Origin of the sequence: Arthrobacter ginkgonis (assembly GCF_039540195.1) — a bacterium.
In the GTDB taxonomy this organism is placed as follows: domain Bacteria; phylum Actinomycetota; class Actinomycetes; order Actinomycetales; family Micrococcaceae; genus Zafaria; species Zafaria ginkgonis.
Genome location: NZ_BAABEO010000012.1, coordinates 119,667 through 145,133 on the forward strand (window position 1 = coordinate 119,667; position 25,467 = coordinate 145,133).

The window sequence follows — 25,467 nt, forward strand, 5'->3', positions numbered from 1 at the left end:
CCGGTGACAAAGCCCTAGGCGGCCCCATACTCTGGGGCCACCAGAACCGGACCCCCGGGGGAGGCGGCGTCGTGAAAAAACCCTGGATCGTCCTTGTCCTGCTCCTGTGCGCTTCCTGCGCCGCGCCGGGGATCGCCGACGCCGGGTCGCCGTGCGTCCTGGCGCCGGAGGGCATGCCGGAAAGCTGGCGCCCCAGCGCCGAGCAGGAGCAGAAGCTCGCGGACGGGCCGTGGACCCAGGCCGAGGCCCGCGAAGCGGAGTTCTCCATCCGGACCGGCCTCGGGGAAATGCTGGACCTCTACGCGCGGAAACCGTCGGCGGTCGAGGAGATCTGGGAAGACTCCGTGGGGTCCCTGGTGGAGGTGACCTACTCCAGCGCCAACACCGCCGAGCTGGACACCGCGGCCGGCGACGGCGCGCGGCGCAACCTCTCCCGGCTGATCCAGCCGTACCTGAAACGCACGGCCAAATCCATGGAGTGCGAGGAGTACGAGGACGTGCTGCCGCTGACCGCCTACGCGGGCAGCCGGTACGAGGACAACGACGAGCGGACCGCCAAGATGGTGGAGCTCACGAACGCCGTCGCGAACCGGTGCGGATCGCTCAAGGCCGCGATGGGCATCGACTACGCCCCCGTCCTGGCCGGGGAGAAGCGGACCAACGACGAGGAGGTCTTCGACCTGGTCATCTGGAGCCTGCTGTTCATCGAGGGCCAGCTGGTGCCGGGGCTGCAGATGCCGGCCGGGGCCACCGACCTTCCGCCCCGGCTCTGGGAGTTCCTGCGGACCTACCCGCTGCCGAACGCCTCCACCTACGAGGGCGGCGCACGGAACGAGAAGTTCATCGACAACGCCTACCTGGCCACCCACATCGCCTACATCCCCACGGGCAACCATCGCTTCCCGCTATACGTGCAGGATTCGCCGGCCCTGTACCAGTTCCACCGCGCAAACTTCTACGCGGTGCTGGAGATGGGGGAGCTGGACCTGGTCGCCGAATTCGTCGACTCGCTGCGCCAGTACGGGTGCACCCCGGCGAACGACCGCCAGGTGCTCGACGGCACCCGCTACCTGCTGGACGTCTTCCATGCCGGCGGGGACAGCTGGATGGCCTACCGCGAGCCGGACGAGGAGGACGCGGACGTGGAAAGCTACGACTTCATCCACAAGGCCTGGACCGGGGTCCTGGGCGTGCGCGAACGGAACATCGAACCGGCCGCCCCGGGCACCTACGGCGGCATCGTGCGCGGATGGCTCCCGGCCCCGGGGGACGGCTTGGGGAACGGCTACGGGGACCCGGGAGGACCCGCCGTCACCCCGTCCGGCGTGACTCCGTCCGACGCCAGCCCGTCCTCGGCCGGCACGTCCCCCCTCAACTGGGCGCAGGCGGGGCAGAGGCCGTAGATCTCCACGGTGTGGGTGGGGGCGGTGTAGCCGTGCTCGGCCGCGACGCGGGCGGCCCAGCTTTCCACCGCCGGGGCCTCCACCTCCACGGTGCGGCCGCAATGGCGGCAAACCAGGTGATGGTGGTGGTGCTCGGCGCGGCACTTGCGGTAGACGGCCTCGCCGTCGGTGTTGCGCAGGACGTCGACCTGGCCGGCCTCGGCCATCGATTGGAGCAGGCGGTAGACCGTTGCGAGGGACACCTTGGCCCCCACTCCATGCAACCGGCGGTGCAGCTCCTGGGCGCTGACGAAGTCGTCGACGTCGGCCAGCGCCGCCGTCACGGCGGTGCGCTGCCGTGTGGTGCGGTGCTTTTCGGGGACCGTGCTGGCCATGCGCTATGGGCTCCTGCGGTTCGGGTCGGCGGTGCCCACCAGCCTACCAGCGCGGGGCTGCGCCCGCCGGGCCCGCCCGTTCCGGAGGGCGGAAAAAGCGTGGTCACCGCGGGGCGCCCCGGATAGGCTGGGCCGCATGAAGCTCACCAAGTACGGCCACGCCTGCGTCCGCCTCGAGAAGGACGGCCGGGTCCTGGTCATCGATCCCGGAACGTTCAGCGACGTTGCCGCGGCCCTCGAAGGCGCCGACGCGATCCTGGTCACCCACGAGCACGCGGACCACATCGACACCGCCCGTGTCCTGCCGGTCCTGGCCGCCGAGGCGGACCTGGTCCTGTACGCCCCGGCGTCCCTGGCCGCCACGCTGCGCTCCGAGGCCGGGGACTCCGCCTCCCGCATCCTGGACGCGGTCCCCGAAACCGTCTTCGACCTCGCGGGCTTCGGGGTGCGCACCTACGGCGGCCAGCACGCGCTGATCCACCCGCACATCCCCGTGGTGCACAACGTCGGCTACGTCATCGACGACTCCCTCTATCACCCGGGCGATTCGTTCATCGTCCCGCACGACGTCAAGGTCACGACGCTGCTGGTCCCGGCCCACGCGCCGTGGTCCAAGTCCGGCGAGGTGATCGACTTCGTCATCGCCGTCCGCCCCGAAAAGGTGTACCCGATCCACGACGGGCTGCTCAACGAGCGCGGCCTGGCCCTGGTCGACGGCCACGTGGGCCGCTTCGGCGGCATCTACGGGACCAGCTACGAGCGCCTCGAATCCGGCGTCGGCCGCGAGGTATGAGCGCCCAAGAAGGAAGCCCGCGAGGTATGAGCGCCCGGCATGGCAGCCCCCTGATCGCGGCCGGGGCCCTGGCCGACCGGCTGGCGGTGGGGGAGCCGACCGTCCTGCTGGACGTGCGCTGGGCCCTGGGCGACCCGCACGGCCGCGACAAGTACCTGGCCGGCCACCTGCCCGGTGCCGTTTATGCGGACCTGGACACCGAGCTCGCCGCCTCCGCCACCCCGGAGGCCGGGCGGCACCCGCTGCCGGAGCCGGAGGCCTTCGCCCGCGCCGTGCGCCGCTGGGGCGTGCGCGAGGGGGAGGCGGTTGTTGCCTACGACGCCGGCGGCGGCCTGGCCGCCGCCCGCGCTTGGTGGCTGCTGCGCCATGCGGGCCTGGAGGCGTACATGCTCGACGGCGGCCTGACCGCCTGGACGGAAGCCGGCCTGCCCGTGGAGGCCGGCGACGTTGAACCCGCCGAAGGCACCGCGGACGCCGGCTGGGGCCACCTGCCGGTCGCGGAGATCGGGGACGTCGCCACCTGGCCCGGAACCCTGCTCGATGCCCGCGCGGCCGAACGCTACCGCGGCGAGACCGAGCCGGTCGACCCCCGCGCCGGGCACATCCCCGGCGCCCGCAGCGCGCCCACTACCGAGAACCTGGACGCGTCCGGCTGCTTCCTGCCCGCCGACGCGCTGCGCGGGCGCTTTGCCGCACTGGGTATTGGTTCGGCCGCGGAACAGGAGGGCGCGCCGGGCGGGATGCCGGTGGCCGTCTACTGCGGCTCCGGCGTGACCGCGGCCCACCAGATCGCCGCGCTGGCCGCGGCCGGGATCGACGCCGCCCTGTACCCGGGGTCGTGGTCGCAGTGGTCGGCCGACCCGGCCCGTCCCGCCGCGACCGGCCCCCATCCGTAGGCAGGCGCGACGCCGGGTGTCGTCCGCGGTGGCGGGGCGCACCGGCGGCGGGTAAGTTCGAGACATGATCGGTCGACCCGTACCCCCGCCCTTGGGCGCGCTTGCCCGCGCCACCGCCGCCCGCCCCGAGGCCGCCCACCAGGCCTCCGCCTACGGCATCGCCGAGCGCGGCGGTCCGCTGGTCGCCCTGGAGGTGCCGCGCCGCGCGGCGCTGCCGGACGACGTCGTCATCGACATCGAGTTCTGCGGCCTCTGCCACTCCGACGTGCACTCCGGACGCGGGGAGTGGGGGGCCCGGCAGTTGCCCCTGGTCCCGGGCCACGAGATCGTCGGCCGCGTGGCCGCCGTCGGGGCCGAGGTCACCGGCTTCACCGTGGGCGAGCGCGTCGGCGTCGGCTGCCTGGTGGACTCCTGCCGCGAGTGCGACTCCTGCAAGGAGGGACTGGAGCAGTTCTGCGAGCGCGGGGGCGTGGGCACCTATTCGGCCATCGACCACCGCACCGGCGAATACACGCAGGGCGGCTACTCCTCCTCGATCGTCGTGAACCAGGGCTACGTGCTGCACGTGCCCGAGTCCCTGGACCCGGCCGCGGCCGCCCCGCTGCTGTGCGCCGGCATCACCACCTACTCGCCGCTGCGCCACTTCGGCGCCCGGCCCGGTTCCGGCGTCGGCGTGGTGGGCCTGGGCGGACTGGGCCACATGGCGGTCAAGCTGGCCAAGGCGCTGGGCGCCTCCGTCACCGTCTTCACCACCAGCGCGTCCAAGGTGGAGGCCGCCCGGGCGCTCGGGGCGGACACCGTGGTCGTCTCCGGGGACCCCGAGGCGATGGCGTCGGCGCGGCACACGCTGGACCTGATCATCGACACCGTGGCGGCCGCGCACGATCTGGACCCGTACTTCGCCACGCTGCGCCGCGACGGGACGCTGGTCCAGCTGGGCCTGCCCGCCGAGCCCATGCCGCCGGTCAATCCCCGCCCGCTGCTGGGGCGGCGCCTGCGCTACACCGGCTCGCCGATCGGCGGCATCGCCGAAACCCAGGAGATGCTGGACTTCTGCGCCGAGCACGCGGTGGCGGCGGAGATCGAAGTCGTGGACGCGGCCGGGCTGAACGCCGCCTGGGACCGCATGGTCGCCGGCGATGTCCGCTACCGCTTCGTGCTGGACGTCTCCACGCTGCCGGCGCCTGCCGCTCCCGCCCCGCACGTGCCCGCCCCGGCCGCGCCCGCCGAGTAAGGATCCCCATGAGCACCCTGTTCACGCGTATCATCAACGGCGAGCTGCCGGGCCGCTTCGTATGGAAGGATGAGGACGTCGTCGCGTTCCTGTCCATCGGCCCGCTCGCTGACGGCCACACGCTCGTAGTTCCGCGTGCCGAGTTCGACCTTTGGACGGACGCGCCGGCGGACCTGCTGGCCAAGGTCACCGCCGTGGCCCAGACGATCGGCCAGGCCCAGATCGAGGCCTTCGGTTCCGCGCGGGCGGGCCTGATCGTCGCCGGCTTCGAGATCAACCACCTGCACCTGCACGTGTGGCCGTCGAACTCCGAGGCCGAGTACGACTTCAAGCGCGTCCAGCAGAACCCCGACCCGGCCGTGATGGACGTCGCCGCGGAGAAGATCCGGGCGGCCCTGCGCGATGCCGGGCACGGGGAATTCGTCCCGGAAGCCTGACACTCAGGCCTCAGGCCTCAGGGCCCGGCTACGCCGTCGCTTCGCGCAGGGCGGTGCGGATGCGCTTCTCCGAAACGGAGAAGGCCGTACCCAGTTCCTGCGCGAAGAGGCTCACCCGGAACTCCTCGATCATCCACTTCACGGCCGCCAGCGCCGCCGGCGTGCGGGTGCCCGGCACCAGCGCGGCGAGCGCGGCGTCGTAGTCGTCCTCCAGGGCCTGCACGGCGAGCATGCCGACGTTGTCGCGCGCCACGCCGCCGGCTTCCAGCTTGTCCAGGCGCTTCTCGATCGCCTGCAGGTAGCGCGGCAGCTGCGCCAGCTGCGCATATCCGGTCCGTGCCACGAACCCCGGGTACACCAGCTGGCCCAGCTGGGCCTTGATGTCGCTGAGCGCATTGACCAGGGCCAGCGAGGCCGCCGACTTGATCCGCTTCTCGATCCGGCGGGCCGAGGAGAGCACCCGCTCCACGACGGCGGTGACCGTGAAGACGGTGTCGATGAGGTCTGCGCGCACCGCTTCGTAGAGCGCGGCGAACTCGGTGCGCGTCCACGGCAGCGCGGCCGGGACCAGCTTGTCCACGGCCGCCAGCGTGCAGTCCTCGAGGAGCGAGGCGACGGAGCCGTGCGGGTTCTGGGTGAACACCAGCTTCTCCTGGTTGTTCAGGTGCTCCAGCACGTAGCGGGCCGGGGAGGGCACCTTGAGCAGCAACAGGCGCACCACGCCGGCGCGGTGCGCGGCCAGCTGCTCGCCCTCGTTGCGGAACACGGTCAGCCCCGCCGCGGTGCCCTGGTCCACCAGGGCGGGGTAGGCCGTCACCCGCTGCCCGGCGATGTTCGTGACCACCTTGCGTTCGATCGTGCCGTCCACGCCCACCTCCGCGGTCCAGTCGGTCAGGCCCGACCGTTCCCACACCGAGGCTGCCGCCACGCCGCCCTGGGGGGACCGGGGAGCCTTGGGGCCGCGCTCGGGTACCGGCTTGCCCGGCTTTCCTGCCGCGCCCGGTTTCCCTGAAGTGCCCAGGCCCGCCAGCGCCGTGCCGCCGGCTCCCAGCGAGGCGGCGAGCGCCTTGCGGTTCTCGGCGGCCAGGGTTTCCTGCAGCCGGGCGAGGTCCTTGGATTCGTCCAGGATCCGGGCCTGCGCGTCGACCACCTGGAACGTCGGTTTCAGGTACGCCGGCACGGCGTCCCAGTTCCAGGACCCGGGCGGGATGACGTGGCCCTTGAGCCGGCGCAGGGCCAGCTCCAGGGAGGCCTCCAGCTGGTCTGTGGCCGGGTCGAAGTCGGCCTCCAGCGCCGCGACGGCCTGCTTGGCCACGTCGGGGGCGGGCACGAAGTTCTTCCGGACCGCCTTGGGCAGGGACTTGATCAGGGCGGTGGCCAGGTCGGTGCGCAGGCCGGGGATCTGCCAGCGGAACCGGGCCGGATCCAGCTGGTTCAGGAACAGCACCGGCACGCGCACGCTCACGCCGTCGGATTCCCCGGCCCCGGCGACCGGGTTGAACTCGTACGTCAGGTCCAGGTCCAGGGTGCCGTGGCGCCACGTGCGCGGGTAGGCGGATTCGTCCAGGTCCTCGGAGGCGGCCTGCAGGAGCGCGTCCGGGTCGAAGTCCAGCAGCGCCGGGTTCTCCTGCCGGGCCTGCTTCCACCAGCGGTCGAAGTGCCGTTCGGAGACCACGTCCGCCCCGACGCGGGCGTCGTAGAACTCGAAGAGGTCCTCGTCGGAGGCGCGCAGGTCGCGCCGGCGCATCCGGGTCTCCAGCTCCTCGATGTCGGCCAGCAGGGCCCGGTTGCGGTGGAAGAACTTGTGGTGGGTCTTCCAGTCGCCTTCGACCAGGGCGTGCCGGATGAACAGTTCGCGCGAAAGCTCAGGGTCGATCCGCCCGTACTGCACGCGCCGCTGCGGAATGACCGGCACCCCGTAGAGGGTGACCTTCTCGAAGCCGACCACCGAGCCCAGGCGCCGCGACCAGTGCGGCTCCGAGTAGGAGCGCTTGAGCAGGTGCCCGGCAACCTCCTCGACCCACAGCGGGTCGAACTTCGCGGCGGTGCGCGCCCACAGCCGGCTGGTCTCCACCAGTTCGGCCGCCATCACCCAGTCGGGGGACTTCTTGAACAGGGCCGATCCGGGGAAGACCGCGAAGCGGGTGCCGCGGGCCCCGGCGTACTCGCGCTTGCGCTCGTCGTAGCTGCCGATGTGGCTGAGCAGGCCCGCCAGCAGGGACGTGTGGATCTGCCGGTCCAGCCCCACCGGGTCCACCGGACCGGTGGTGAGGGTGATGTCCAGCGGCTTGGCCAGCTGGCGCAGCTGCGCAAACAGGTCCTGCCACTCGCGCACGCGCAGGTAGTTGATGAACTCGTTGCGGCACAGCCGGCGGAACGCGGAAGAGGAAAGTTCCTTCTGCTGCTCCTGCAGGTACCGCCACAGGTTCAGGTACCCGGTGAAGTCGGAGTTGGCGTCCACGAACCGCTTGTGCAGCGCGGTGGCCTGCTCGCGCTTGCCGGTTTCCTCCGACGGGCGTTCGCGCGGGTCCTGGATGGTCAGCGCGGCGGCCAGCACCATGACCTCCTTGGCGCAGCCGCGCCCGCCGGACTCCACGATCATCCGGCCCAGCCGCACGTCCACCGGCAGTTGCGCCAGCTGGCGCCCCACCGGGGTGATGCCGCCCTCCCGGCCCTCGCGGACCGCGCCGAGCTCGCGCAGCAGCGTGACGCCGTCGTTCACGGCCTTGGCGTCCGGAGCCTCCACGAACGGGAAGTCCGCCACGTCCTTGGGCGAGCGCACCACGCCCATGGCGCTCATCTGCAGGATGACGGCGGCCAGGTTGGTGCGCAGGATCTCGGGGTCGGTGAACTCGGGGCGGGCGGCGAAGTCCTCCTCCGAGTACAGCCGGATCGCGATGCCGTCGCTGACGCGGCCGCAGCGGCCGGAGCGCTGATTGGCGGAGGCCTGCGAGACGCGCTCGATCGGCAGCCGCTGCACCTTGGTGCGGTGGCTGTACCGGGAGATGCGGGCGGTACCGGTGTCGATGACGTACTTGATGCCCGGCACGGTCAGCGACGTTTCGGCCACGTTGGTGGCCAGGACGATCCGCCGGTTCGCGCCCGGATGGAACACCCGGTGCTGCTCGGCCAGGGACAGCCGGGCGAAGAGCGGCAGGATCTCGGTCCCCGCCAGCCGGCGGTTGGCCTGCACGCGCGCCCGCAGCGCGTCGGCGGCGTCGCGGATCTCGCGCTCGCCGGAGAAGAACACCAGGATGTCCCCGGGCGCCTCCCGGGCGAGCTCGTCGACGGCGTCGCACACCGCGTCCAGCGGATCCCGGTCCTCGGCGGCTTCGTCCGGGTCCGGATCGTCCGGGTCCATGCCCTCGGACGGGTTGAGCGGGCGGTAGCGGATCTCCACCGGGTAGGTGCGCCCGGACACCTCGATCACGGGGGCGGGGACCGATTCCCCGGTGCCGTCCTCGAGCGCGAAGTGCCGGGCGAAGCGTTCGGGGTCGATCGTGGCAGAGGTGATGACGACCTTCAGCTCCGGGCGCTGCGGCAGGATGCGCCTGAGGTAGCCCATCAGGAAGTCGATGTTCAGGCTGCGCTCGTGGGCCTCGTCGATGATGATCGCGTTGTAGCGCTTCAGGAGTTTGTCGCGCTGGATCTCCGCGAGCAGGATGCCGTCCGTCATCACCTTGACCTGGGTGGACCTGGACACCTCGCCGGTGAAGCGGACGTGGAAGCCGACCTCCTGGCCGATCTCGGTCCCGAGCTCCTCGGCGATGCGCTCGGCCACGGTGCGCGCGGCCAGGCGGCGCGGCTGGGTATGCCCGATCATGCCCCCCTCGCCGAGGCCGAGCTCGAGGAGCATCTTGGGCAGCTGGGTGGTCTTGCCGGATCCGGTCTCGCCCGCCACGACCACCACTTGGTGGCGGCGGACCGCCTCCATGATGTCCTCGCGGCGCGCGGAAACGGGAAGGGCTTCGGGGTAGGTGATCGTCACAGCCATCGTTCCGCCAAGTCTAATGCCGTTATTCAAACCCGGTGCCGTCAAGTCCGGTGCCGGCCGCACCCCGGGCGGCGTGGACGAAAGCGGCCCATGGTCCGGCCCGCGGGTGCGGAATGTCCATCCGAATGAGGCTACGATCGTAAGTCGTCTTGACCGGCGGGGGAGCAGTGGACAGTGTGAGATGGTTCACAGGTACCATCGAGGCAGTCTTTGGGGGCCACGTGCGTCAAGGCCTTGTTGCACCGCCCCACGGCGCCGTCCGTTGCGCTCTCCCGCCGCACGTTGTGAAAGGACCATTCATGAAACTCCGCACCTCCGCCAAGCTGGCCGCCGGCCTGCTGGCGACCACCCTGCTGGCGACCGCCTGCGGCCCCTCGGGCTCCGGCTCCGGCGCCACCTCCGCCTCGGCCGAGGGCCCGGTGCAGATCGGCATCGTCCAGTACGTCGCGCACCCCTCGCTGGACGCGACGGCCAAGGGCTTCAAGCAGGCGCTCGCCGACGCCGGCTACACCGGCGACAAGGTCGTCTATGACGAGCAGAACGCCCAGGGCGACGCCGCCACCAACACCTCCATCGCCGGCAAGTTCGCCTCCGACGGCAAGGACCTGGTCCTGGCCATCGCGACCCCGAGCGCCCAGGCGGTCTACAACGCGGTCACCGATGCTCCGATCCTGTTCACCGCGGTGACCGACCCGGTGTCCGCGGACCTCGTCGAGTCGCTGGAGTCCCCGGGCGGCAACGCCACCGGCACCTCCGACGCCAACCCGGTCAAGGAGCAGCTGCAGCTGGTCAAGGAACTGAACCCCGACGCCAAGACCGTCGGCATCGTCTATTCCTCCGGCGAGGTGAACTCCGAGGTCCAGGTCAAGGCCGCCAAGGCCGCCGCCGCCGAGCTGGGCCTCGAAGTCAAGGAATCCGCCGTCAGCACCTCCGGCGAGGTCCAGCAGGCGGCGCAGTCGCTGGATGTCGACGCGTTCTACGTGCCGACCGACAACAACGTCGTCTCCGCGCTGGAGTCCCTGCTGCAGGTGGCCGAGGACAAGAAGATCCTCACCATCGCCGCCGAAGGCGACTCCGTCGAGCGCGGGGCCGTGGCCACCTACGGCATCAGCTACGAGAAGCTGGGCTACCAGACCGGCGAGATGGCCGTGAAGATCCTCAAGGGAGAGGCCACCCCGGAGACCATGCCGGTGGAAACCCAGTCCGAGCTGCAGCTCTACGTCAACACCGCCGCCGCCGAGCGCATGGGCGTCACCCTGCCGGCCGGCTTCGCCGACAAGGCCGACGTCACCTTCGACAAGTAGGCCCGGACAAGTAGTCCCGGCGCACGCACCACCCACCGGCGGCCGGCCGGCATCCCGGCCGGCCGCCGCCACACCAACGAGAGAAACCAAGGTTCCCACCCATGATCACCGCGGTTGAACTGGGCCTGATCTACGCGATCATGGCGCTGGGGGTCTATCTGACCTTCCGCATCCTGGACTTCCCCGACCTGACGGTCGACGGCTCCTTCACCACCGGCGCCGCCGTTGCCGCCGTTGGCATCATCAACGGCATGCCGCCCATCGCGGCAACCGTGCTGGCGTTCTTCGCCGGCGCAGCGGCCGGCATCGTCACCGGCCTGCTGCACACCAAGGGCAAGATCAACGGGCTGCTCGCCGGCATCCTGACCATGATCGCCCTCTACTCGATCAACCTGCGCATCATGGGCAAGGCGAACCTGCCGCTGCTGCGCGAGGACACCCTGATCACGCCGCTGAAGGACGCCGGCCTGCTGGGCACCTGGCTGAGCGTGGCCACCTTCCTGCTGGTGGCGCTGGCCATCAAGTTCGCCCTGGACTGGTTCCTGCACACGGACACCGGCCTGGCCATGCAGGCCACCGGCGACAACGAGGAGATGATCCGCAGCCTCGGCGTCAGCACCGACAACCAGAAGATCCTGGGCCTGGCGCTGTCCAACGGCCTGGTCGCGGTGTGCGGCGGGCTCATCGCCCAGTACCAGGGCTTCGCCGACATCGGCATGGGCATCGGCATCATCGTCGCGGGCCTGGCCTCGGTCATCATCGGCCAGGCGATCTTCGGGCACCGCGTCATCATGGTCGCCACCCTCGCCGTGGTCCTGGGCTCCGTGCTGTACCGCGTGGTCATTCAGCTGGCCCTGCAGGCCGGCCTGCAGCCGAACGACATGAAGCTGGTCTCCGCGGTACTGGTGGTCATCGCCCTGGTCCTGCCACAATGGAGCGGCTTCAGGAAACTGGCGGCCCGCCTCAAGCCGGCCGCTCCCGCCGAGAAGGAGACGGTGGCCTAGCCATGTTGGACCTCAGCAATATCACCAAGACTTTCTTCCCTGGCACGGTCAACGAGCGCAAGGCGCTGCGCGGCGTGGAGCTGCACCTGGCCCCCGGCGAGTTCGTCACCGTCATCGGCTCCAACGGCGCGGGCAAGTCGACCATCCTGAACATGATCTCCGGCAAGCTGCGCCCGGACACCGGCTCCGTGGTCATCGACGGCACCGACGTCACCAAGCTCGCCGACTTCCAGCGCGCGAAGTACATCGGGCGCGTCTTCCAGGATCCGATGGCCGGCACCGCGCCGACCATGAGCATCGAGCAGAACATGGCCATGGCGCTCGAGCGCGGCAAGCGCCGCGGGCTGGGCCTGGGCGTCACCAAGGCCAAGCGCGAGCGTTTCGCGGAGGAGCTCAAGTCGCTCGAACTGGGGCTGGAAAATCGCCTCAAGGCCAAGGTCGGCCTGCTCTCGGGCGGCCAGCGCCAGGCGCTGTCCCTGCTCATGGCCACCTTCAGCGGACCGAAGATCCTGCTCCTGGACGAGCACACCGCGGCGCTGGACCCCCAGCGGGCGGCGCTGGTGTCCCGGCTGACGGCGGAACTCGTCGACCGCCACCACCTGACCACCCTGATGGTCACGCACAACATGGAGCAGGCGCTGACGCTTGGCACGCGCCTGGTCATGATGCACGACGGCCGGATCATCCTGGACCTGGACCAGGAGCGCAAGTCCCAGATGACCGTCCCGGACCTGCTCCACGAGTTCGAGAAGATCAAGGGCGCGCAGCTGGACGACCGCACGATGCTTCAGTAACCGCGCGGCTCCGGTAGCCATCCGGCTCCCATAACCACGAACCCCGCCCCGGCAACGCCCGGGGCGGGGTTCGTGCGTGGGAACGCAAAAAAGAACCCGGCCCCACTACCGTGGGGCCGGGTTCTTTGCTGGTGCCCTCGAAAGGATTCGAACCTTCGACCTTCTGCTCCGGAGGCAGACGCTCTATCCCCTGAGCTACGAGGGCGAGCCGGGAATTTCCGTCCCGGCCGGGAACGTAGACGAGCTTATCAGCACATGGCCCGCCTTCCGCAAATGCGTCCTCCCGGCGCGCCGCAACCGGCGGAAAAACGGGCGTTCGGCGCAGGTATCCTTGTCTGGTGACTCCAGAAGAACTCTCCTCAGCCATTGCCACCTGCCTGAATGAGGCCGTCGCCGCCGGCGACCTCGCCGTCGAGGTTCCCGCCGAGGTGCGGGTGGAACGGCCCAAGAGCCGGGAGCACGGAGACTGGGCCACCAACATCGCGCTGCAGCTGGGCAAGAAGGCCGGCATGAACCCGCGCGCCCTGGCCGAGCTGCTCAAGGGCCGGCTCGAGGCCGTCCCGCAGGTCGCCTCCGTGGACATCGCCGGCCCCGGCTTCCTGAACATCACCCTCGACGCCGCGGCGGCCGGGGGCCTGGCCAAGGCGATCGTCGAGGCCGGCGCGGCCTACGGCACCAACGACGCCCTCGCCGGGCACACGGTCAACATGGAGTTCGTCTCCGCCAACCCGACCGGCCCGCTGCACATCGGCCACACCCGCTGGGCCGCGCTGGGCGACTCGATCGCCCGCGTGCTCAAGGCCAGCGGCGCCGACGTCACCCGCGAGTACTACATCAACGACGCCGGCAACCAGATGAACATCTTCGCCCTGTCGGTGTACAACCGCCTGCACGGGCTCGACGTGCCCGAGGGCGGCTACCCGGGCGAGTACATCAAGGACCTGGCCGACCACGTCGCCGCCGCGCACCCCGGCATCCGCGAGCTCACGCAGGACGCGGCGCTGCCGATCATCCGCCAGCTCGCCTACGAGGACCAGATGGCGGACATCCGCCGCACCCTGGCCGACTTCGGCGTCGAATTCGACACCTACTTCTCCGAGCAGTCCCTGCACGCCGGCGGCGCGGTGGAGGACGCCGTGGAGCGCCTGCGCGAACAGGGGCACATCGAGGACCGCGACGGCGCGGTGTGGCTGCGCACCACCGACTTCGGCGACGACAAGGACCGCGTGCTCATCCGCGCCAACGGCGAGCCGACCTACTTCGCCGCCGACGCCGCCTACTACCTCTCGAAAAAGGACCGCGGCTTCCCGGAGAAGATCTACCTGCTGGGGGCGGACCACCACGGCTACGTGAACCGCCTCAAGGCCATCGCGGCCGCCGCCGGGGACGATCCGGAGGCGAACATCGAGATCCTGATCGGCCAGCTGATCTCCGTCAACGGAGCCCGCCTGTCCAAGCGCGCCGGCAACATCATCGAACTGCGCGACCTCATCGACTGGCTCGGCGCCGACGCGCTGCGCTACTCGCTGGGCCGCTACCCCGCGGACTCGCCGATGGCGATCGACCCCGAACTGCTGAAGAAGAACACCAACGACAACCCGGTGTTCTACGTCCAGTACGCCCACGCCCGCTCCCGCGCCGCGGCCCGCAACGCCGAATCGGCAGAGGTGGACCGCTCCGTGTTCGACGGCTCGCTGCTGACGCACGAGACCGAGAACGAACTGCTCGCCTACCTGGGCCAGTTCCCCTCCGTGGTGGCGCAGGCCGCGTCCTTCCGCGAACCGCACCGGGTCGCCCGCCACCTGGAGCAGATCGCCGGCGCCTACCACCGCTGGTACCAGTCCTGCCGCGTCTCCCCGCTGTCCGGGGAGCCTGTCGAGGACGTCAACCGCACCCGCCTGTGGCTCAACGACGCCACCAGCCAGGTCCTGGCCAACGGCCTGGGACTGCTCGGCGTGACCGCCCCGGAGAAGATGTAGCCATGGCCGTTTCCCAGCTTGCCCCCGACTGGCTGTCCTACCCCGCCGACGCCAACGCGCTGCGCCCGATCGAGTGGGCCTCCGGCGTCGCCCGCGGTGCCGACGGCCAGCTCGAGGTCCAGGGCATCCCCGTCGCCGAGCTCAAGGAGAGCTTCGGCACCCCCCTGTACGTGCTCGACGAGGACGACTTCCGCGCCCGCGCCCGCGCCTTCAAGCAGGCCTACGACGCCGCGTTCGCCGACCTGTGCGGGGGAGTGGACGTCTACTACGCCGGCAAGGCGTTCCTGTCCGTGGAGGTCGCCCGCTGGGTGACCGAGGAGGGGCTGCGCCTGGACACCGCCTCCGGCGGCGAACTCGCCGTCGCCCGCCGCGCCGGCGTGCCCGCGGCCAACCTGGGCCTGCACGGCAACAACAAGTCCGTCGCGGAGATCGAAACCGCCCTGGGGCTGGGGCTGGGCCGCATCATCGTGGACAGCCTCGACGAGCTGGAGCGGCTCGGCACCGTCGCCACCCGGCTGGGGCGCACCGCCAACGTCATGCTCCGGCTGACCCCGGGCGTGCACGCGCACACCCACGAGTTCATCGCCACCGCCCACGAGGACCAGAAGTTCGGCCTCTCCATGGCGGAGGGGGACACCGTCCCGGGCGCCGACGGCACCGCCGAGGGCACGTCCCCGGCGGCCGTTGCCGTCACCCGCGCGCTGCGCCACCCCGCGATCAACCTGCTGGGCCTGCACTGCCACATCGGCTCGCAGATCTTCGAGCCGGAGGGCTTCGCGCTGGCCGCCGAGCGCCTGCTGGCCTTCCTGGCCGGGGTCAAGGACACCCACGGCGTCGAACTGCCCGAGCTGGACCTCGGCGGCGGCTACGGCATCGCCTACACCGAGCAGGACACCCCCCGGGAGCCGGCCGAGCTCGCCGCGGCCATGGCCGCCGTCGTGCGCTCCGCCTGCGCCCGGCTGGGGCTGGCCGTGCCGCGGATCTCGATCGAGCCGGGACGGGCGATCGTCGGTCCGACGACGTTCACCCTCTACGAGGCCGGCGTGCGCAAGACCGTTGCGGTGGACACCGAGACCGGCACCGCGGAGCGCCGCTACGTCGCGGTCGACGGCGGCATGAGCGACAACGCGCGCCCGGTGCTGTACGACGCGGACTACACCGCGGTCCTGGCCTCGCGTGTGACGGATGCGGAACCGATTGTTTCCCGCGTGGTTGGAAAACACTGCGAAAGCGGTGACATAGTCGTCAGGGACGTTTACCTGCCGGAGGACGTCGCTGCGGGCGACCTGATCGCGGTGCCCGCCACCGGGGCCTACTGCTGGGCCCTGGCCAGCAACTACAACTACCTGGGCCGGCCCGCGGTTGCCGCGGTGCGCAACGGCCAGGCCCGGTTGATCATCCGCAGGGAAACCGAAGAAGACCTTTTGGCCCGTGACATGGGAGCGTAGACAACTCGTGAAGACACTCAAGGTGGCCTTGCTCGGCTGCGGCAACGTCGGGTCCCAGGTGGCCCGGATCCTGCTCGAGGATGCCGAGGACCTCACCGCCCGCGTCGGTGCCCGCCTGAAGCTGGCCGGCATCGCCGTGCGCAACCCGGACGCCCAGCGCGAGGTCGAGCTGCCGCGCGAGCTGTTCACCACCGACGCCGAGGCGCTCATCGCCGACGCCGACATCGTGATCGAACTGATGGGCGGCCTGGAGCCGGCCGGCACGCTGGTCCGCTCCGCGATCGCCCACGGGGCCGCCGTGGTGACCGGCAACAAGGCGCTGCTGGCCGCCCAGGGGCACGACCTGGCCGTGCTGGCCGAGGAGGCCGGCGTGCAGCTGTCCTACGAGGCCGCCGTGGCCGGCGCCATCCCGATCCTGCGCCCCATTACCGACAGCCTCGCCGGGGACCACATCACCAAGGTGATGGGCATCGTCAACGGCACCACCAACTTCATCCTGGACGCGATGGACACCACCGGTGCCGCGTTCGGGGACGTGCTGGCCGAGGCCCAGCGCCTCGGCTACGCCGAGGCGGACCCGACGGCCGACGTCGGCGGGCACGACGCCGCGGCCAAGGCCGCCATCCTGGCGGCGCTGTCCTTCCACACCACCGTCGACGCCGCCGACGTGCACTGCGAGGGCATCACCTCGATCACCGCCGACGACGTCGCCGCCGCCCAGGACGCCGGGTACGTCATCAAGCTGCTGGCGATCGCCGAGCGGCTTCCCGCCGCCGACGGCAGCGACGGGATCAGCGTGCGCGTGCACCCGACCCTGATCCCGCGCCTGCACCCGCTGGCCAGCGTCCACGGGGCGTTCAACGCGGTGTTCGTCGAGGCCGAGAACGCCGGACAGCTGATGTTCTACGGCCAGGGCGCCGGCGGGCGCCCCACCGCCTCCGCCGTCCTCGGCGACACCGTCGCGCTGGCCCGGCGCCTGGTCATCGGCGGCCGCGGCCGCACCCGCAGCCACGACGTCACCATCCCGGCGCTGCCGATCGCGCAGGCCACCACGAGCTACTACATCGGGCTCGAGGTCAAGGACCAGCCGGGCGTGCTGGCCCGCATCGCGCAGATCTTCGCCGCGCACGGGGTCTCCATCGAGACCATGCGCCAGACCACGCACCCGGTGGCCGACGGCTCCGGGGACTCCGCGACCCTGCGCATCGGGACCCACCGCGGCCCCGAGGCGGCCCTCGCCGCCACCGTCGCCGACATCGAGCAGCTCGATGTCGTCACCGCCGTAACCTCTGTCCTGCGAGTTGAAGGAAACTAAGTGGCCCACCAGTGGCGCGGAGTCATCCGCGAATACGCCGACCGCCTGCCCGTTACCGAGTCCACGCGTGTGATCACGCTGGGCGAGGGCGGCACCCCCCTGGTCTTCGCCCCGGCGCTGTCCAAGCTCACCGGTTCGGAGGTCTACCTGAAGGTCGAGGGCATGAACCCGACCGGGTCCTTCAAGGACCGCGGCATGACCATGGCGATCACCGCCGCCGTCGAGGCCGGCGCCCAGGCCGTGGTGTGCGCCTCCACCGGCAACACCTCCGCCTCCGCCGCCGCCTACGCCACGCAGGCCGGCATCAAGTGCGCGGTGCTGGTGCCGGACGGCAAGATCTCGATGGGCAAGCTCTCCCAGGCGATCGCGCACGGGGCCGAACTGCTGCAGGTCAACGGCAACTTCGACAACTGCCTCGAGGTCGCCCGCAAGCTCAGCGAGAACTACCCGGTGTTCCTGGTGAACTCGGTCAACCCGGCCCGCATCGAGGGCCAGAAGACCGGCGCCTTCGAGGTCGTGGACTTCCTGGGCGACGCCCCGGACTACCACCTGCTCCCGGTGGGCAACGCCGGCAACATCACCGCGTACTGGAAGGGCTACAAGGAATACGCCGCCCCGTACGCCTCCTCCACCGCGGGCGAACTGCCGGCCGTGGCCACCAAGACCCCCATCATGTGGGGCTTCCAGGCCGCCGGCGCGGCCCCGCTGGTCGCCGGGCACCCGATCACCGAGCCGGACACCATCGCCACGGCGATCCGCATCGGCAACCCGGCGTCCTGGGACCAGGCGATCGCCGCCCGCGACGAGTCCGGCGGCCTGATCGACGCGGTGACCGACGAGGAGATCCTCGCCGCGCACCGCTGGCTCTCCGCCAAGGAGGGCGTCTTCGTGGAGCCCGCCTCCGCCTCCGGCGTGGCCGGCCTGCTCAAGTACCACGCACGGGGCCTGGTCCCGGCGGGCAAGCGGATCGTCATCACGGTCACCGGCCACGGCCTCAAGGACCCCCAGTGGGCCCTGCGCAACGAGGACGGCACCGACGTCCAGCCCACCAAGGTCGACTTCGACGTCGTCGCTGTCGCGTCCGCGCTCGGGCTCGCCTAAGCGGCGCCAGGAAGGATCCCAGTGCCCGAAGGCAACACCGTCCGGCGCGTGGCCGCCGGCCAGGCCATCACGGTCTCCGTCCCCGCCACGAGCGCCAACCTCGGCCCCGGCTTCGACTGCCTCGGGCTGGCGCTGGGGCTGCGCGACACCCTGAAGGTGCGCACCGTCGCGGGGGAGGGGGTCGTCGTCTCGGTCACGGGCGAGGGGGCGGACACGCTGCCCACCGATGCGAGCCACCTGGTGGCGCGCACCATCCTGCGCCGCTGGGCCGAACTGGGCTTCGAGCCCGCGGGCCTGGAGATCGAGGCGGACAACCGGATCCCGCACGGCCGCGGGCTCGGCTCCTCCGCCGCGGCCATCGTCTCGGCGCTGGCCGCCGCCGACGCGCTGCTCCCGGCCGGGTTCGGCGGCGGTCCCGACGCCCTGTTCGAGGCCGCGGCCCTGCTGGAGGGGCACCCGGACAACGTCGCCCCGGCCATCTACGGCGGGCTGACCCTGTCCTGGCAGGACGGCGCGGAATTCCGCAGCGTGGGCGCGCCGATCGATGCGGGCATCGTCCCGGTGGTCGCGGTCCCCGACGTCGAACTGTCCACGCACCGGGCGCGCGGGCTGCTGCCCGCCTCCGTGCCGCACGACGTCGCTGCCGCCAACGGCGCCCGCGTCGCGCTGTTGGTGCGGGCGCTCACCGGCGAACCCGGCCTGCTTTTCGACGGCACGGTCGACCACCTCCACCAGGGGTTCCGCGCCGAGGCGATGCCCCAGAGCGCGGCGCTGATCGCGCTCCTGCGCGCCGAGGGGATGGCGGCCGTGGTCTCCGGCGCCGGACCCACCGTGCTGGTGCTCGCGGCCGACGCAGCGCAGGCCCAACGCGCCGCGGACCTGATCGAATCCTCCAACGCCGACGACGACGCCGTGCGCTGGCGTGTCTGGATGCCGGGCGTGGACGCGGCGGGTGCTAAAGTGGAAGTGCACCAGCGGTAGCTTCCGGCGGGCCCTTACCGGCCCGGATCGGACGGGCTCTTCATCGGGCAGGCACTTCCTGCCGAGAACCGCTTCAAGCACCGCAGGTCGCCTTCACTCCGGCTGTTCGCCGAACCATTCCGGCCTGCAGCCCCAACACGGTTTGAAGCCCGCACGGCTGCGGTGGCACTCCCTGCCACCGGGCCGGCAACCGGCGCAGCATCTGAGGCTGCGACCGGAACAACAACACTGCGGTCCGTTCCGATACGGTCCGCCCGACGAGGGGGAAGGAACCTTCGTGACCGAAACCACCAGCCTGCCCGCAGGCGTGGACACCACTTCCGCAGAGGCACCGAAGAGCTCGGGCCTGGCCGGCCTCAAGCTCGCCCAGCTGCAGGCGCTTGCCTCCCAGCTCGGCATCACCGGAGCGTCGCGGATGCGCAAGGGCGACCTGGTCGCCGCGATTTCCAGCCACCAGCGCGGAGGCTCGGTCGCGGACCGCGAGGCCGCCGCCAAGGAGGCCAAGGCTCCGGCACGGGCCAAGGCCGCCGAGAAGGCGCCCGCGCAGGCCGAGGCCGCCGAGGCCCCCGCCGCGGTCGAGGCCCCGCCCGCACGCCGGACCCGCAGCCGCCGCGCCACCAGCAACGGCATCACCGCCGCCGCGACCGCCGCCGCCCAGGCCGCACCGGCCCTGGTGGAGCCCACCGAGGCCGCTCCGGCCGCGGAGGCCACCCCTGCCGTCGACGCCACCGAAGGCCGCACCGCCCAGGCCCCCGCCGCCCGCCGCGGCCGCGGCCGCCGCGCCACTGCGCCGGAAACGACCGCCCCGGAAACCGCCGCCCCGGAAACGGCCGCCGCCGAGGCCCCCGCCGAAGCCGCCGAGGGCGAGTCCGCCCAGGCCCCCGCCGAGGAGCGCCCCGAGCGCACCGGCCGCAACCGCCGCGACCGCAACCGCAACCGCCGCGAGGAGCGCGAGACCGAGGCCGGCGAGCAGCGCGAATCCCGCGAGCAGGGCCAGCAGGGCCAGCAGCGTGAATCCCGCGAGCAGGGCCAGCAGCGCGAATCCCGTGAGCAGGGCCAGCAGCGCGAATCCCGCGAGCAGGGCCAGCAGCGCGAATCCCGTGAGCAGGGCCAGCAGCGCGAGGCCGTCCAGCGCGATCAGCAGGGCACCCGCGACTCCCGCCGCGAGCGCACCCGCGACCGCAACGAGCGCACCCGCGACCGCAACGACCGCACCGAGCGCCGCCGCGGCCGCGGCCGCGGCCAGGTCGAGGTCGATGACACCGAGCTGACCGAGGACGATGTCCTGCTGCCCGTGGCCGGCATCCTGGACGTGCTGGAGAACTACGCGTTCGTGCGCACCTCCGGCTACCTGCCCGGGCAGAACGACGTCTACGTCTCGCTGAACCAGGTCAAGCGCTACAACCTGCGCAAGGGCGACGCCGTCGTCGGCGCCATCCGCGCCCCGCGCGATGGCGAGAACGCAGGCGGCGCCCGCCAGAAGTTCAACGCCCTGGTGCGCATGACCACGGTCAACGGCAAGCCGGTCGAAGAGAACAAGGACCGCATCGAGTTCAACAAGCTCGTCCCGCTCTACCCCTCGGAGCGGCTGCGCCTGGAGACCGACCCCAAGCTGGTCGGCCCGCGCGTGATCGACCTGGTCGCCCCCATCGGCAAGGGCCAGCGCGGCCTGATCGTCTCCCCGCCGAAGGCCGGCAAGACGCTCATCCTGCAGTCGATCGCCAACGCGATCACGATCAACAACCCGGAAGTCCACCTCATGATGGTGCTCGTCGACGAGCGTCCGGAAGAGGTCACGGACATGCAGCGCACGGTCAAGGGCGAAGTCATCGCCTCCACCTTCGACCGTCCCGCCGACGACCACACCACCGTCGCCGAACTGGCCATCGAGCGCGCCAAGCGCCTGGTGGAACTCGGCATGGACGTCGTGGTGCTGCTGGACTCGATGACCCGCCTGGGCCGCGCCTACAACCTGAGCGCCCCCGCCTCCGGCCGCATCCTCTCCGGCGGCGTGGACTCCTCGGCGCTGTACCCGCCGAAGCGCTTCTTCGGCGCCGCCCGCAACATCGAGAACGGCGGGTCGCTGACCATCCTGGCGACCGCCCTCGTCGAGACCGGATCCAAGATGGACGAGGTCATCTTCGAGGAGTTCAAGGGCACCGGCAACATGGAACTGCGCCTGTCCCGCCAGCTGGCGGACAAGCGCATCTTCCCGGCCGTGGACGTCAACGCCTCCGGCACCCGCCGCGAGGAGAACCTGCTGTCCCAGGACGAGGTCAAGATCATGTGGCGCCTGCGCCGCGTGCTCTCCGGCCTGGACACCCAGCAGGCGCTGGAGCTGCTCACGGGCAAGATCCGCGACACCCAGTCCAACGCCGAGTTCCTCATGCTGGTCAACCGCACCACGCTCGGAACCAAGGACAACTAGCGTCCCAGCCGCCCAGGCCCGCCGTGCACCGCACGGCGGGCCTGGGCTTCGGCCGTTAACGCGGGAGGGACGACGGCGCCCGCGCGAGCCTCATGCCGCCGTCGTGCATTTCCCCCCACCCGCCTGAGAAAGAGAATGACCAAAATGTTCGAATCCGTCCAAGGCCTGCTCGACGAACACGCCGATCTGCAGCGCCAGCTCAGCGACCCCGCCGTCTACCAGGACCAGGCGCTGGCCCGCAAGCTCGGCCGCCGCGGCGCCCAGCTGAACGGCATCGTCGAGGCCCACCGGCGCTGGAAGCAGATCACCGAGGACCTCGACGCCGCCCGCGAGATGGCCGCCGAGGACCCCGACTTCGCGGACGAGGTCGCCGAGCTCGAGGAGTCGCTGCCGGCCGCCGAGGAGAAGCTGCGCCGGCTGCTGATCCCGCGCGACCCCAACGACGCCCGCAACGTGATCCTCGAGGTCAAGGGCGGCGAAGGCGGCGACGAGGCGGCCCTGTTCGCCGCCGACCTGCTGCGCATGTACACGCGCTACGCCGAGTCCAAGGGCTGGAAGACGGAGATGATCTCCTACAACGAGTCCGACCTGGGCGGCTACAAGGACGCCCAGGTGGCCATCAAGGGCGGCTCCAACGACCCGGCCGAGGGCGTCTACGCGCACCTGAAGTACGAGGGCGGGGTGCACCGCGTCCAGCGCGTTCCCGTCACCGAGTCCCAGGGCCGCATCCACACCTCGGCCGCCGGCGTGCTGGTGCTGCCTGAGGTCGACGAGCCCGAAGAGATCGAGATCCACCAGAACGACCTCAAGATCGACGTCTACCGCTCCTCCGGCCCGGGCGGGCAGTCCGTCAACACCACCGACTCCGCGGTGCGCATCACCCACCTGCCCACCGGCATCGTGGTGGCGATGCAGAACGAGAAGTCGCAGCTGCAGAACCGCGAGGCCGCGATGCGCGTGCTGCGCTCGCGCCTGCTGGCCCACCAGCAGGAGATCATCGACGCCGAAAACTCCGCGGTGCGCGCGTCCCAGGTGCGCACCATGGACCGCTCCGAGCGCATCCGCACCTACAACTTCCCGGAAAACCGCATCGCCGACCACCGCACCGGCTACAAGGCGTACAACCTGGACGCGGTCATGAACGGCGACCTCGAGCCGGTCATCCAGTCCTGCATCGAGGTGGACGAGCAGTCCCGCCTCGACGCCCTCGCCGACGAGAAGAAGTAGGCCCGCGGTGCCCCCGGCCGGAACCGGCCCGCACGGAACCGGCCCGCAAGGTGAAGGCCGGGACCTGGGCCAGGCGCTGCGCGAGGCCGCGGCCCGGCTGGCCGAGGCCGGGGTGCCGACCCCGCGCGTGGACGCCGAGCTGCTGGCCGCCCACCTGCTTGGCGTCGGGCGCGGCCGCGTGGCCGCGCTGGCGCTGGCCGGGGCGGGCGTTCCGGAAGGCTTCGACGACCTGGTGGGGGAGCGCTGCCTGCGCATCCCGCTGCAGCACCTCACCGGCGTCGCGCACTTCCGCCACCTCGAACTGGCCGTGGGCCCGGGCGTCTTCGTTCCGCGCCCGGAGACCGAGGCGGTGGCCCAGCTGGCGATCGACCGTGCCGCGCTGCTGCCCGCGCCGGTGGTCGCCGACCTCGGCACCGGATCCGGCGCCATCGCGGCCGCCATCGCCTCCGAGGTGCCCGGGGCCCGCGTGGTCGCGGTGGAGCTCAGTGACCTTGCCCACGCCTGGGCCGAACGCAACCTGGCCCCGCACGGGGTGGAACTGGTCCTCGGGGACCTCGCCACCGCCCTGCCCGAACGCGACGGGACGTTCGACATCGTGGTCAGCAACCCGCCGTACATCCCCGCCGCGGCGGTCCCCAACGAGCCCGAGGCGCGGGACCACGATCCCCGAATGGCCCTCTACGGCGGCGGCGAGGACGGGATGCGCCTGCCCGCGGCGGCGGCGGCGACCGCGGCCCGGCTGCTCAAGCCCGGCGGGTTCTTCGTCATGGAGCACGCCGAGGTGCAGGCCCCGGCGGTCGCCGCGCTGCTGCGCGCCAGCGGCGCCTGGGACGAGGTTCAGACCCACCGGGACCTCACCGGCCGCGACCGCTGCACCTCCGGCATCCGCCGCCATCCACAGACTCGCATGGAAGAATGACCCCCGTGACATCACGCTTTGACTGCCAGAACGCAACGGAAAAGACCGCCGGCCTCGAGGCCGCCCGCGCAGCCATCGCGGCCAAGCAGTGCGTGGTGCTGCCGACTGACACCGTCTACGGCATTGCCGCCGACGCGTTCTCCCCGCAGGCCGTCGCCACGCTGCTGGCGGCCAAGGGCCGCGGCCGCACCATGCCGCCACCGGTCCTGATCCCGCGCGCGGCCACCCTGGACGGGCTGGCCATCGACGTGAACGACGACGCCCGCGCGCTGGCCGAGGCGTTCTGGCCCGGCCCGCTGACCCTGATCCTGCGCTCCCAGCCGTCGCTGACCTGGGACCTGGGGGAGACCCGCGGAACCGTCGCGCTGCGCATCCCGGACGACGCGCTGGCCCGCGAACTGCTCGAGGCCACCGGCCCGCTGGCCGTGTCCTCGGCCAACCGCACCGGACACTCCGCCGCGGCCACCGCCGCCGAGGCCGAGGATCAGCTCGGCGGCTCCGTCGAGGTCTACCTCGAGGACGGCCAGCGTCCGGTGGCGGGGGAGCCCCTGGCTTCCACGATCGTCGACTGCACCGGCGAGGTGCCCGCCGTCGTCCGCCAAGGAGCCCTGCCGCTGGACGAGCTGCGCCGCGTGGTTCCCTCCGTGCTCGGCCTCCGCGAGGAGCCGGCCACGCAGCCATGAGGGTCTACATCCTGCTCATGGGCGTCGCGTTCGCGACGTCCTACATGCTCACGCCGGTGATGCGCCGGCTGGGCCTGAGGGTCATGGGATCGGCCCCGCTGCGCGACCGCGACGTCCACCAGAGCCCCATCCCCAAGCTCGGCGGGGTCGCGATGATCGCCGGCATCCTGGTGGGCCTGCTGGTGGCCTCCCAGATCCCGTTCCTGAGCGGCGTCTTCAGCCATACGTCCCAGGTGCTGGGCGTCGTCACCGCCGCCTGCCTGATCCTGCTGATCGGCGTGGCCGACGACATCTGGGACCTGCGCTGGTACGTCAAGTTCGCCGGCCAGACGCTGGTGGGACTGGTCGTCGCGTTCTCCGGCGTCCGGCTGGAGGCCATGCCCGTGGGCTGGATCCACATCTCCAACGAGCCGCTCCAGATCGCGCTCACCACCTTCCTGGTGGTCCTTACCATGAACGCCATCAACTTCGTCGACGGCCTGGACGGGCTGGCGGCGGGGATGGCCGCCATCGGTGCCGCCGCGTTCTTCATCTACTGCTACGTCCTGGCGCGCACCATCAACGAGTACGACCATTCCAACTACTCGGCCCTGCTGATGGCCCTGCTGCTGGGCGCGTGCCTGGGCTTCCTGCCGCACAACTTCAACCCCGCGAAGATCTTCATGGGGGAGTCCGGTGCCATGATCATCGGCCTGATGATGGCCGTGGCGACGATCGCGGTGACCACCGACCTCGACGCGCTGGAGGGCTTCCGCTTCCGCAACGTGCCCGCCTACATGCCGATCATCCTGCCCATCGCGGTGATCCTGCTGCCGGTGGCCGACCTGTTCCTGGCCGTGATCCGGCGCACCGCCCGGGGACGTTCGCCGTTCTCCGCGGACCGCGGGCACCTGCACCACAAGCTGGTCGACGGCGGCTACACCCACCGCCAGGCGGTGCTGATGCTGTACCTGTGGTCGGCGCTGGTCGCCTTCGGCACGGTGTCCTTCAACTTCTTCGACGCGCGCGTGCTGATCCCCGTGCTGGCCGTGCTGCTGGTCGGAGCCGCGTGGCTGACCATGCGCCCGCTGCTGCGCCACGCGCGCGGCGGCAGGGACGGAAGCTAGCGAACGCAGCGTGTGACCGGCGGCACAGTCGACCCGGGCGTCACGGA

At 71.3% G+C, this 25,467-nt stretch carries 20 protein-coding genes and 1 tRNA gene; 18 read left to right on the forward strand and 3 right to left on the reverse strand.

Annotation, left to right across the window (positions count from 1 at the left end):
- Positions 1 to 71 precede the first annotated feature (71 nt).
- Positions 72 to 1,403 (forward strand): hypothetical protein, encoded by a 1,332-nt coding sequence (locus tag ABD912_RS10255; RefSeq protein ID WP_345150546.1) that lies wholly within the window; start codon positions 72 to 74, stop codon positions 1,401 to 1,403.
- On the opposite strand, the gene ABD912_RS10260 is transcribed toward ABD912_RS10255, so the two are convergent.
- Positions 1,286 to 1,777, reverse strand: a complete 492-nt coding sequence (locus ABD912_RS10260) for a Fur family transcriptional regulator (protein WP_345150547.1) — start codon at positions 1,775 to 1,777, stop codon at positions 1,286 to 1,288. The genes ABD912_RS10255 and ABD912_RS10260 overlap by 118 nt on opposite strands.
- A gap of 136 nt (positions 1,778 to 1,913) precedes the next feature.
- On the opposite strand from ABD912_RS10260, the gene ABD912_RS10265 reads away from it, so the two are divergent.
- From ABD912_RS10265 to ABD912_RS10280, 4 genes are all read left to right on the forward strand, one after another.
- The gene (locus ABD912_RS10265) at positions 1,914 to 2,570 is read left to right on the forward strand and encodes an MBL fold metallo-hydrolase (RefSeq protein ID WP_345150548.1); all 657 of its coding nucleotides are present in this window, start codon (positions 1,914 to 1,916) and stop codon (positions 2,568 to 2,570) included.
- 26 nt (positions 2,571 to 2,596) lie between these two features.
- Positions 2,597 to 3,466, forward strand: a complete 870-nt coding sequence (locus tag ABD912_RS10270; RefSeq protein ID WP_345150549.1) for a sulfurtransferase — start codon at positions 2,597 to 2,599, stop codon at positions 3,464 to 3,466.
- Between the two features lie 64 nt (positions 3,467 to 3,530).
- On the forward strand, positions 3,531 to 4,700 hold the full coding sequence (locus ABD912_RS10275) for an NAD(P)-dependent alcohol dehydrogenase (protein WP_345150551.1): 1,170 nt from the start codon (positions 3,531 to 3,533) through the stop codon (positions 4,698 to 4,700).
- Between the two features lie 8 nt (positions 4,701 to 4,708).
- The gene (locus tag ABD912_RS10280; RefSeq protein ID WP_345150553.1) at positions 4,709 to 5,137 is read left to right on the forward strand and encodes an HIT family protein; all 429 of its coding nucleotides are present in this window, start codon (positions 4,709 to 4,711) and stop codon (positions 5,135 to 5,137) included.
- Between the two features lie 28 nt (positions 5,138 to 5,165).
- On the opposite strand, the gene hrpA is transcribed toward ABD912_RS10280, so the two are convergent.
- Positions 5,166 to 9,131 (reverse strand): ATP-dependent RNA helicase HrpA, encoded by a 3,966-nt coding sequence (gene hrpA / locus ABD912_RS10285; protein WP_345150555.1) that lies wholly within the window; start codon positions 9,129 to 9,131, stop codon positions 5,166 to 5,168.
- A 299-nt stretch (positions 9,132 to 9,430) separates the two neighbouring features.
- Here hrpA and ABD912_RS10290 point away from each other — a divergent pair, with 299 nt between their 5' ends.
- From ABD912_RS10290 to ABD912_RS10300, 3 genes are all read left to right on the forward strand, one after another.
- Complete coding sequence (locus ABD912_RS10290; protein WP_345150557.1) at positions 9,431 to 10,435, forward strand: ABC transporter substrate-binding protein; 1,005 nt, start codon at positions 9,431 to 9,433, stop codon at positions 10,433 to 10,435.
- A 101-nt stretch (positions 10,436 to 10,536) separates the two neighbouring features.
- A complete protein-coding gene (locus ABD912_RS10295) occupies positions 10,537 to 11,439 on the forward strand; it encodes an ABC transporter permease (protein WP_345150558.1) in 903 nt (300 codons plus the stop codon).
- 2 nt (positions 11,440 to 11,441) lie between these two features.
- On the forward strand, positions 11,442 to 12,233 hold the full coding sequence (locus ABD912_RS10300; protein WP_345150559.1) for an ABC transporter ATP-binding protein: 792 nt from the start codon (positions 11,442 to 11,444) through the stop codon (positions 12,231 to 12,233).
- 129 nt (positions 12,234 to 12,362) lie between these two features.
- Here the strand turns inward: ABD912_RS10300 and ABD912_RS10305 are convergent.
- Positions 12,363 to 12,438, reverse strand: a tRNA-Arg gene (locus ABD912_RS10305).
- Positions 12,439 to 12,571: 133 nt separating this feature from the next.
- Here ABD912_RS10305 and argS point away from each other — a divergent pair.
- The 10 genes from argS to ABD912_RS10355 all read left to right on the forward strand — a co-directional run bounded on the left by argS (position 12,572) and on the right by ABD912_RS10355 (position 25,420).
- Entirely contained in the window at positions 12,572 to 14,212 is a 1,641-nt protein-coding gene (argS, locus tag ABD912_RS10310; protein WP_345150560.1) for an arginine--tRNA ligase, read from the forward strand.
- 2 nt (positions 14,213 to 14,214) lie between these two features.
- On the forward strand, positions 14,215 to 15,660 hold the full coding sequence (gene lysA / locus ABD912_RS10315; protein WP_345150561.1) for a diaminopimelate decarboxylase: 1,446 nt from the start codon (positions 14,215 to 14,217) through the stop codon (positions 15,658 to 15,660).
- 7 nt (positions 15,661 to 15,667) lie between these two features.
- Positions 15,668 to 16,975, forward strand: a complete 1,308-nt coding sequence (locus ABD912_RS10320; RefSeq protein WP_345150562.1) for a homoserine dehydrogenase — start codon at positions 15,668 to 15,670, stop codon at positions 16,973 to 16,975.
- The gene (gene thrC / locus ABD912_RS10325) at positions 16,976 to 18,076 is read left to right on the forward strand and encodes a threonine synthase (RefSeq protein ID WP_345150564.1); all 1,101 of its coding nucleotides are present in this window, start codon (positions 16,976 to 16,978) and stop codon (positions 18,074 to 18,076) included. It begins immediately after the preceding gene.
- Between the two features lie 21 nt (positions 18,077 to 18,097).
- On the forward strand, positions 18,098 to 19,057 hold the full coding sequence (gene thrB / locus ABD912_RS10330) for a homoserine kinase (protein ID WP_345150565.1): 960 nt from the start codon (positions 18,098 to 18,100) through the stop codon (positions 19,055 to 19,057).
- A 277-nt stretch (positions 19,058 to 19,334) separates the two neighbouring features.
- On the forward strand, positions 19,335 to 21,485 hold the full coding sequence (gene rho, locus ABD912_RS10335) for a transcription termination factor Rho (protein WP_345150567.1): 2,151 nt from the start codon (positions 19,335 to 19,337) through the stop codon (positions 21,483 to 21,485).
- A 144-nt stretch (positions 21,486 to 21,629) separates the two neighbouring features.
- Positions 21,630 to 22,712, forward strand: a complete 1,083-nt coding sequence (gene prfA / locus ABD912_RS10340) for a peptide chain release factor 1 (RefSeq protein WP_345150569.1) — start codon at positions 21,630 to 21,632, stop codon at positions 22,710 to 22,712.
- Between the two features lie 7 nt (positions 22,713 to 22,719).
- Positions 22,720 to 23,631, forward strand: a complete 912-nt coding sequence (gene prmC / locus ABD912_RS10345) for a peptide chain release factor N(5)-glutamine methyltransferase (RefSeq protein ID WP_345150570.1) — start codon at positions 22,720 to 22,722, stop codon at positions 23,629 to 23,631.
- On the forward strand, positions 23,628 to 24,314 hold the full coding sequence (locus tag ABD912_RS10350; protein WP_345150571.1) for an L-threonylcarbamoyladenylate synthase: 687 nt from the start codon (positions 23,628 to 23,630) through the stop codon (positions 24,312 to 24,314). The genes prmC and ABD912_RS10350 overlap by 4 nt, the downstream gene beginning before the upstream one ends.
- Entirely contained in the window at positions 24,311 to 25,420 is a 1,110-nt protein-coding gene (locus tag ABD912_RS10355) for an MraY family glycosyltransferase (RefSeq protein ID WP_345150572.1), read from the forward strand. The genes ABD912_RS10350 and ABD912_RS10355 overlap by 4 nt, the downstream gene beginning before the upstream one ends.
- Positions 25,421 to 25,467: the final 47 nt, after the last annotated feature.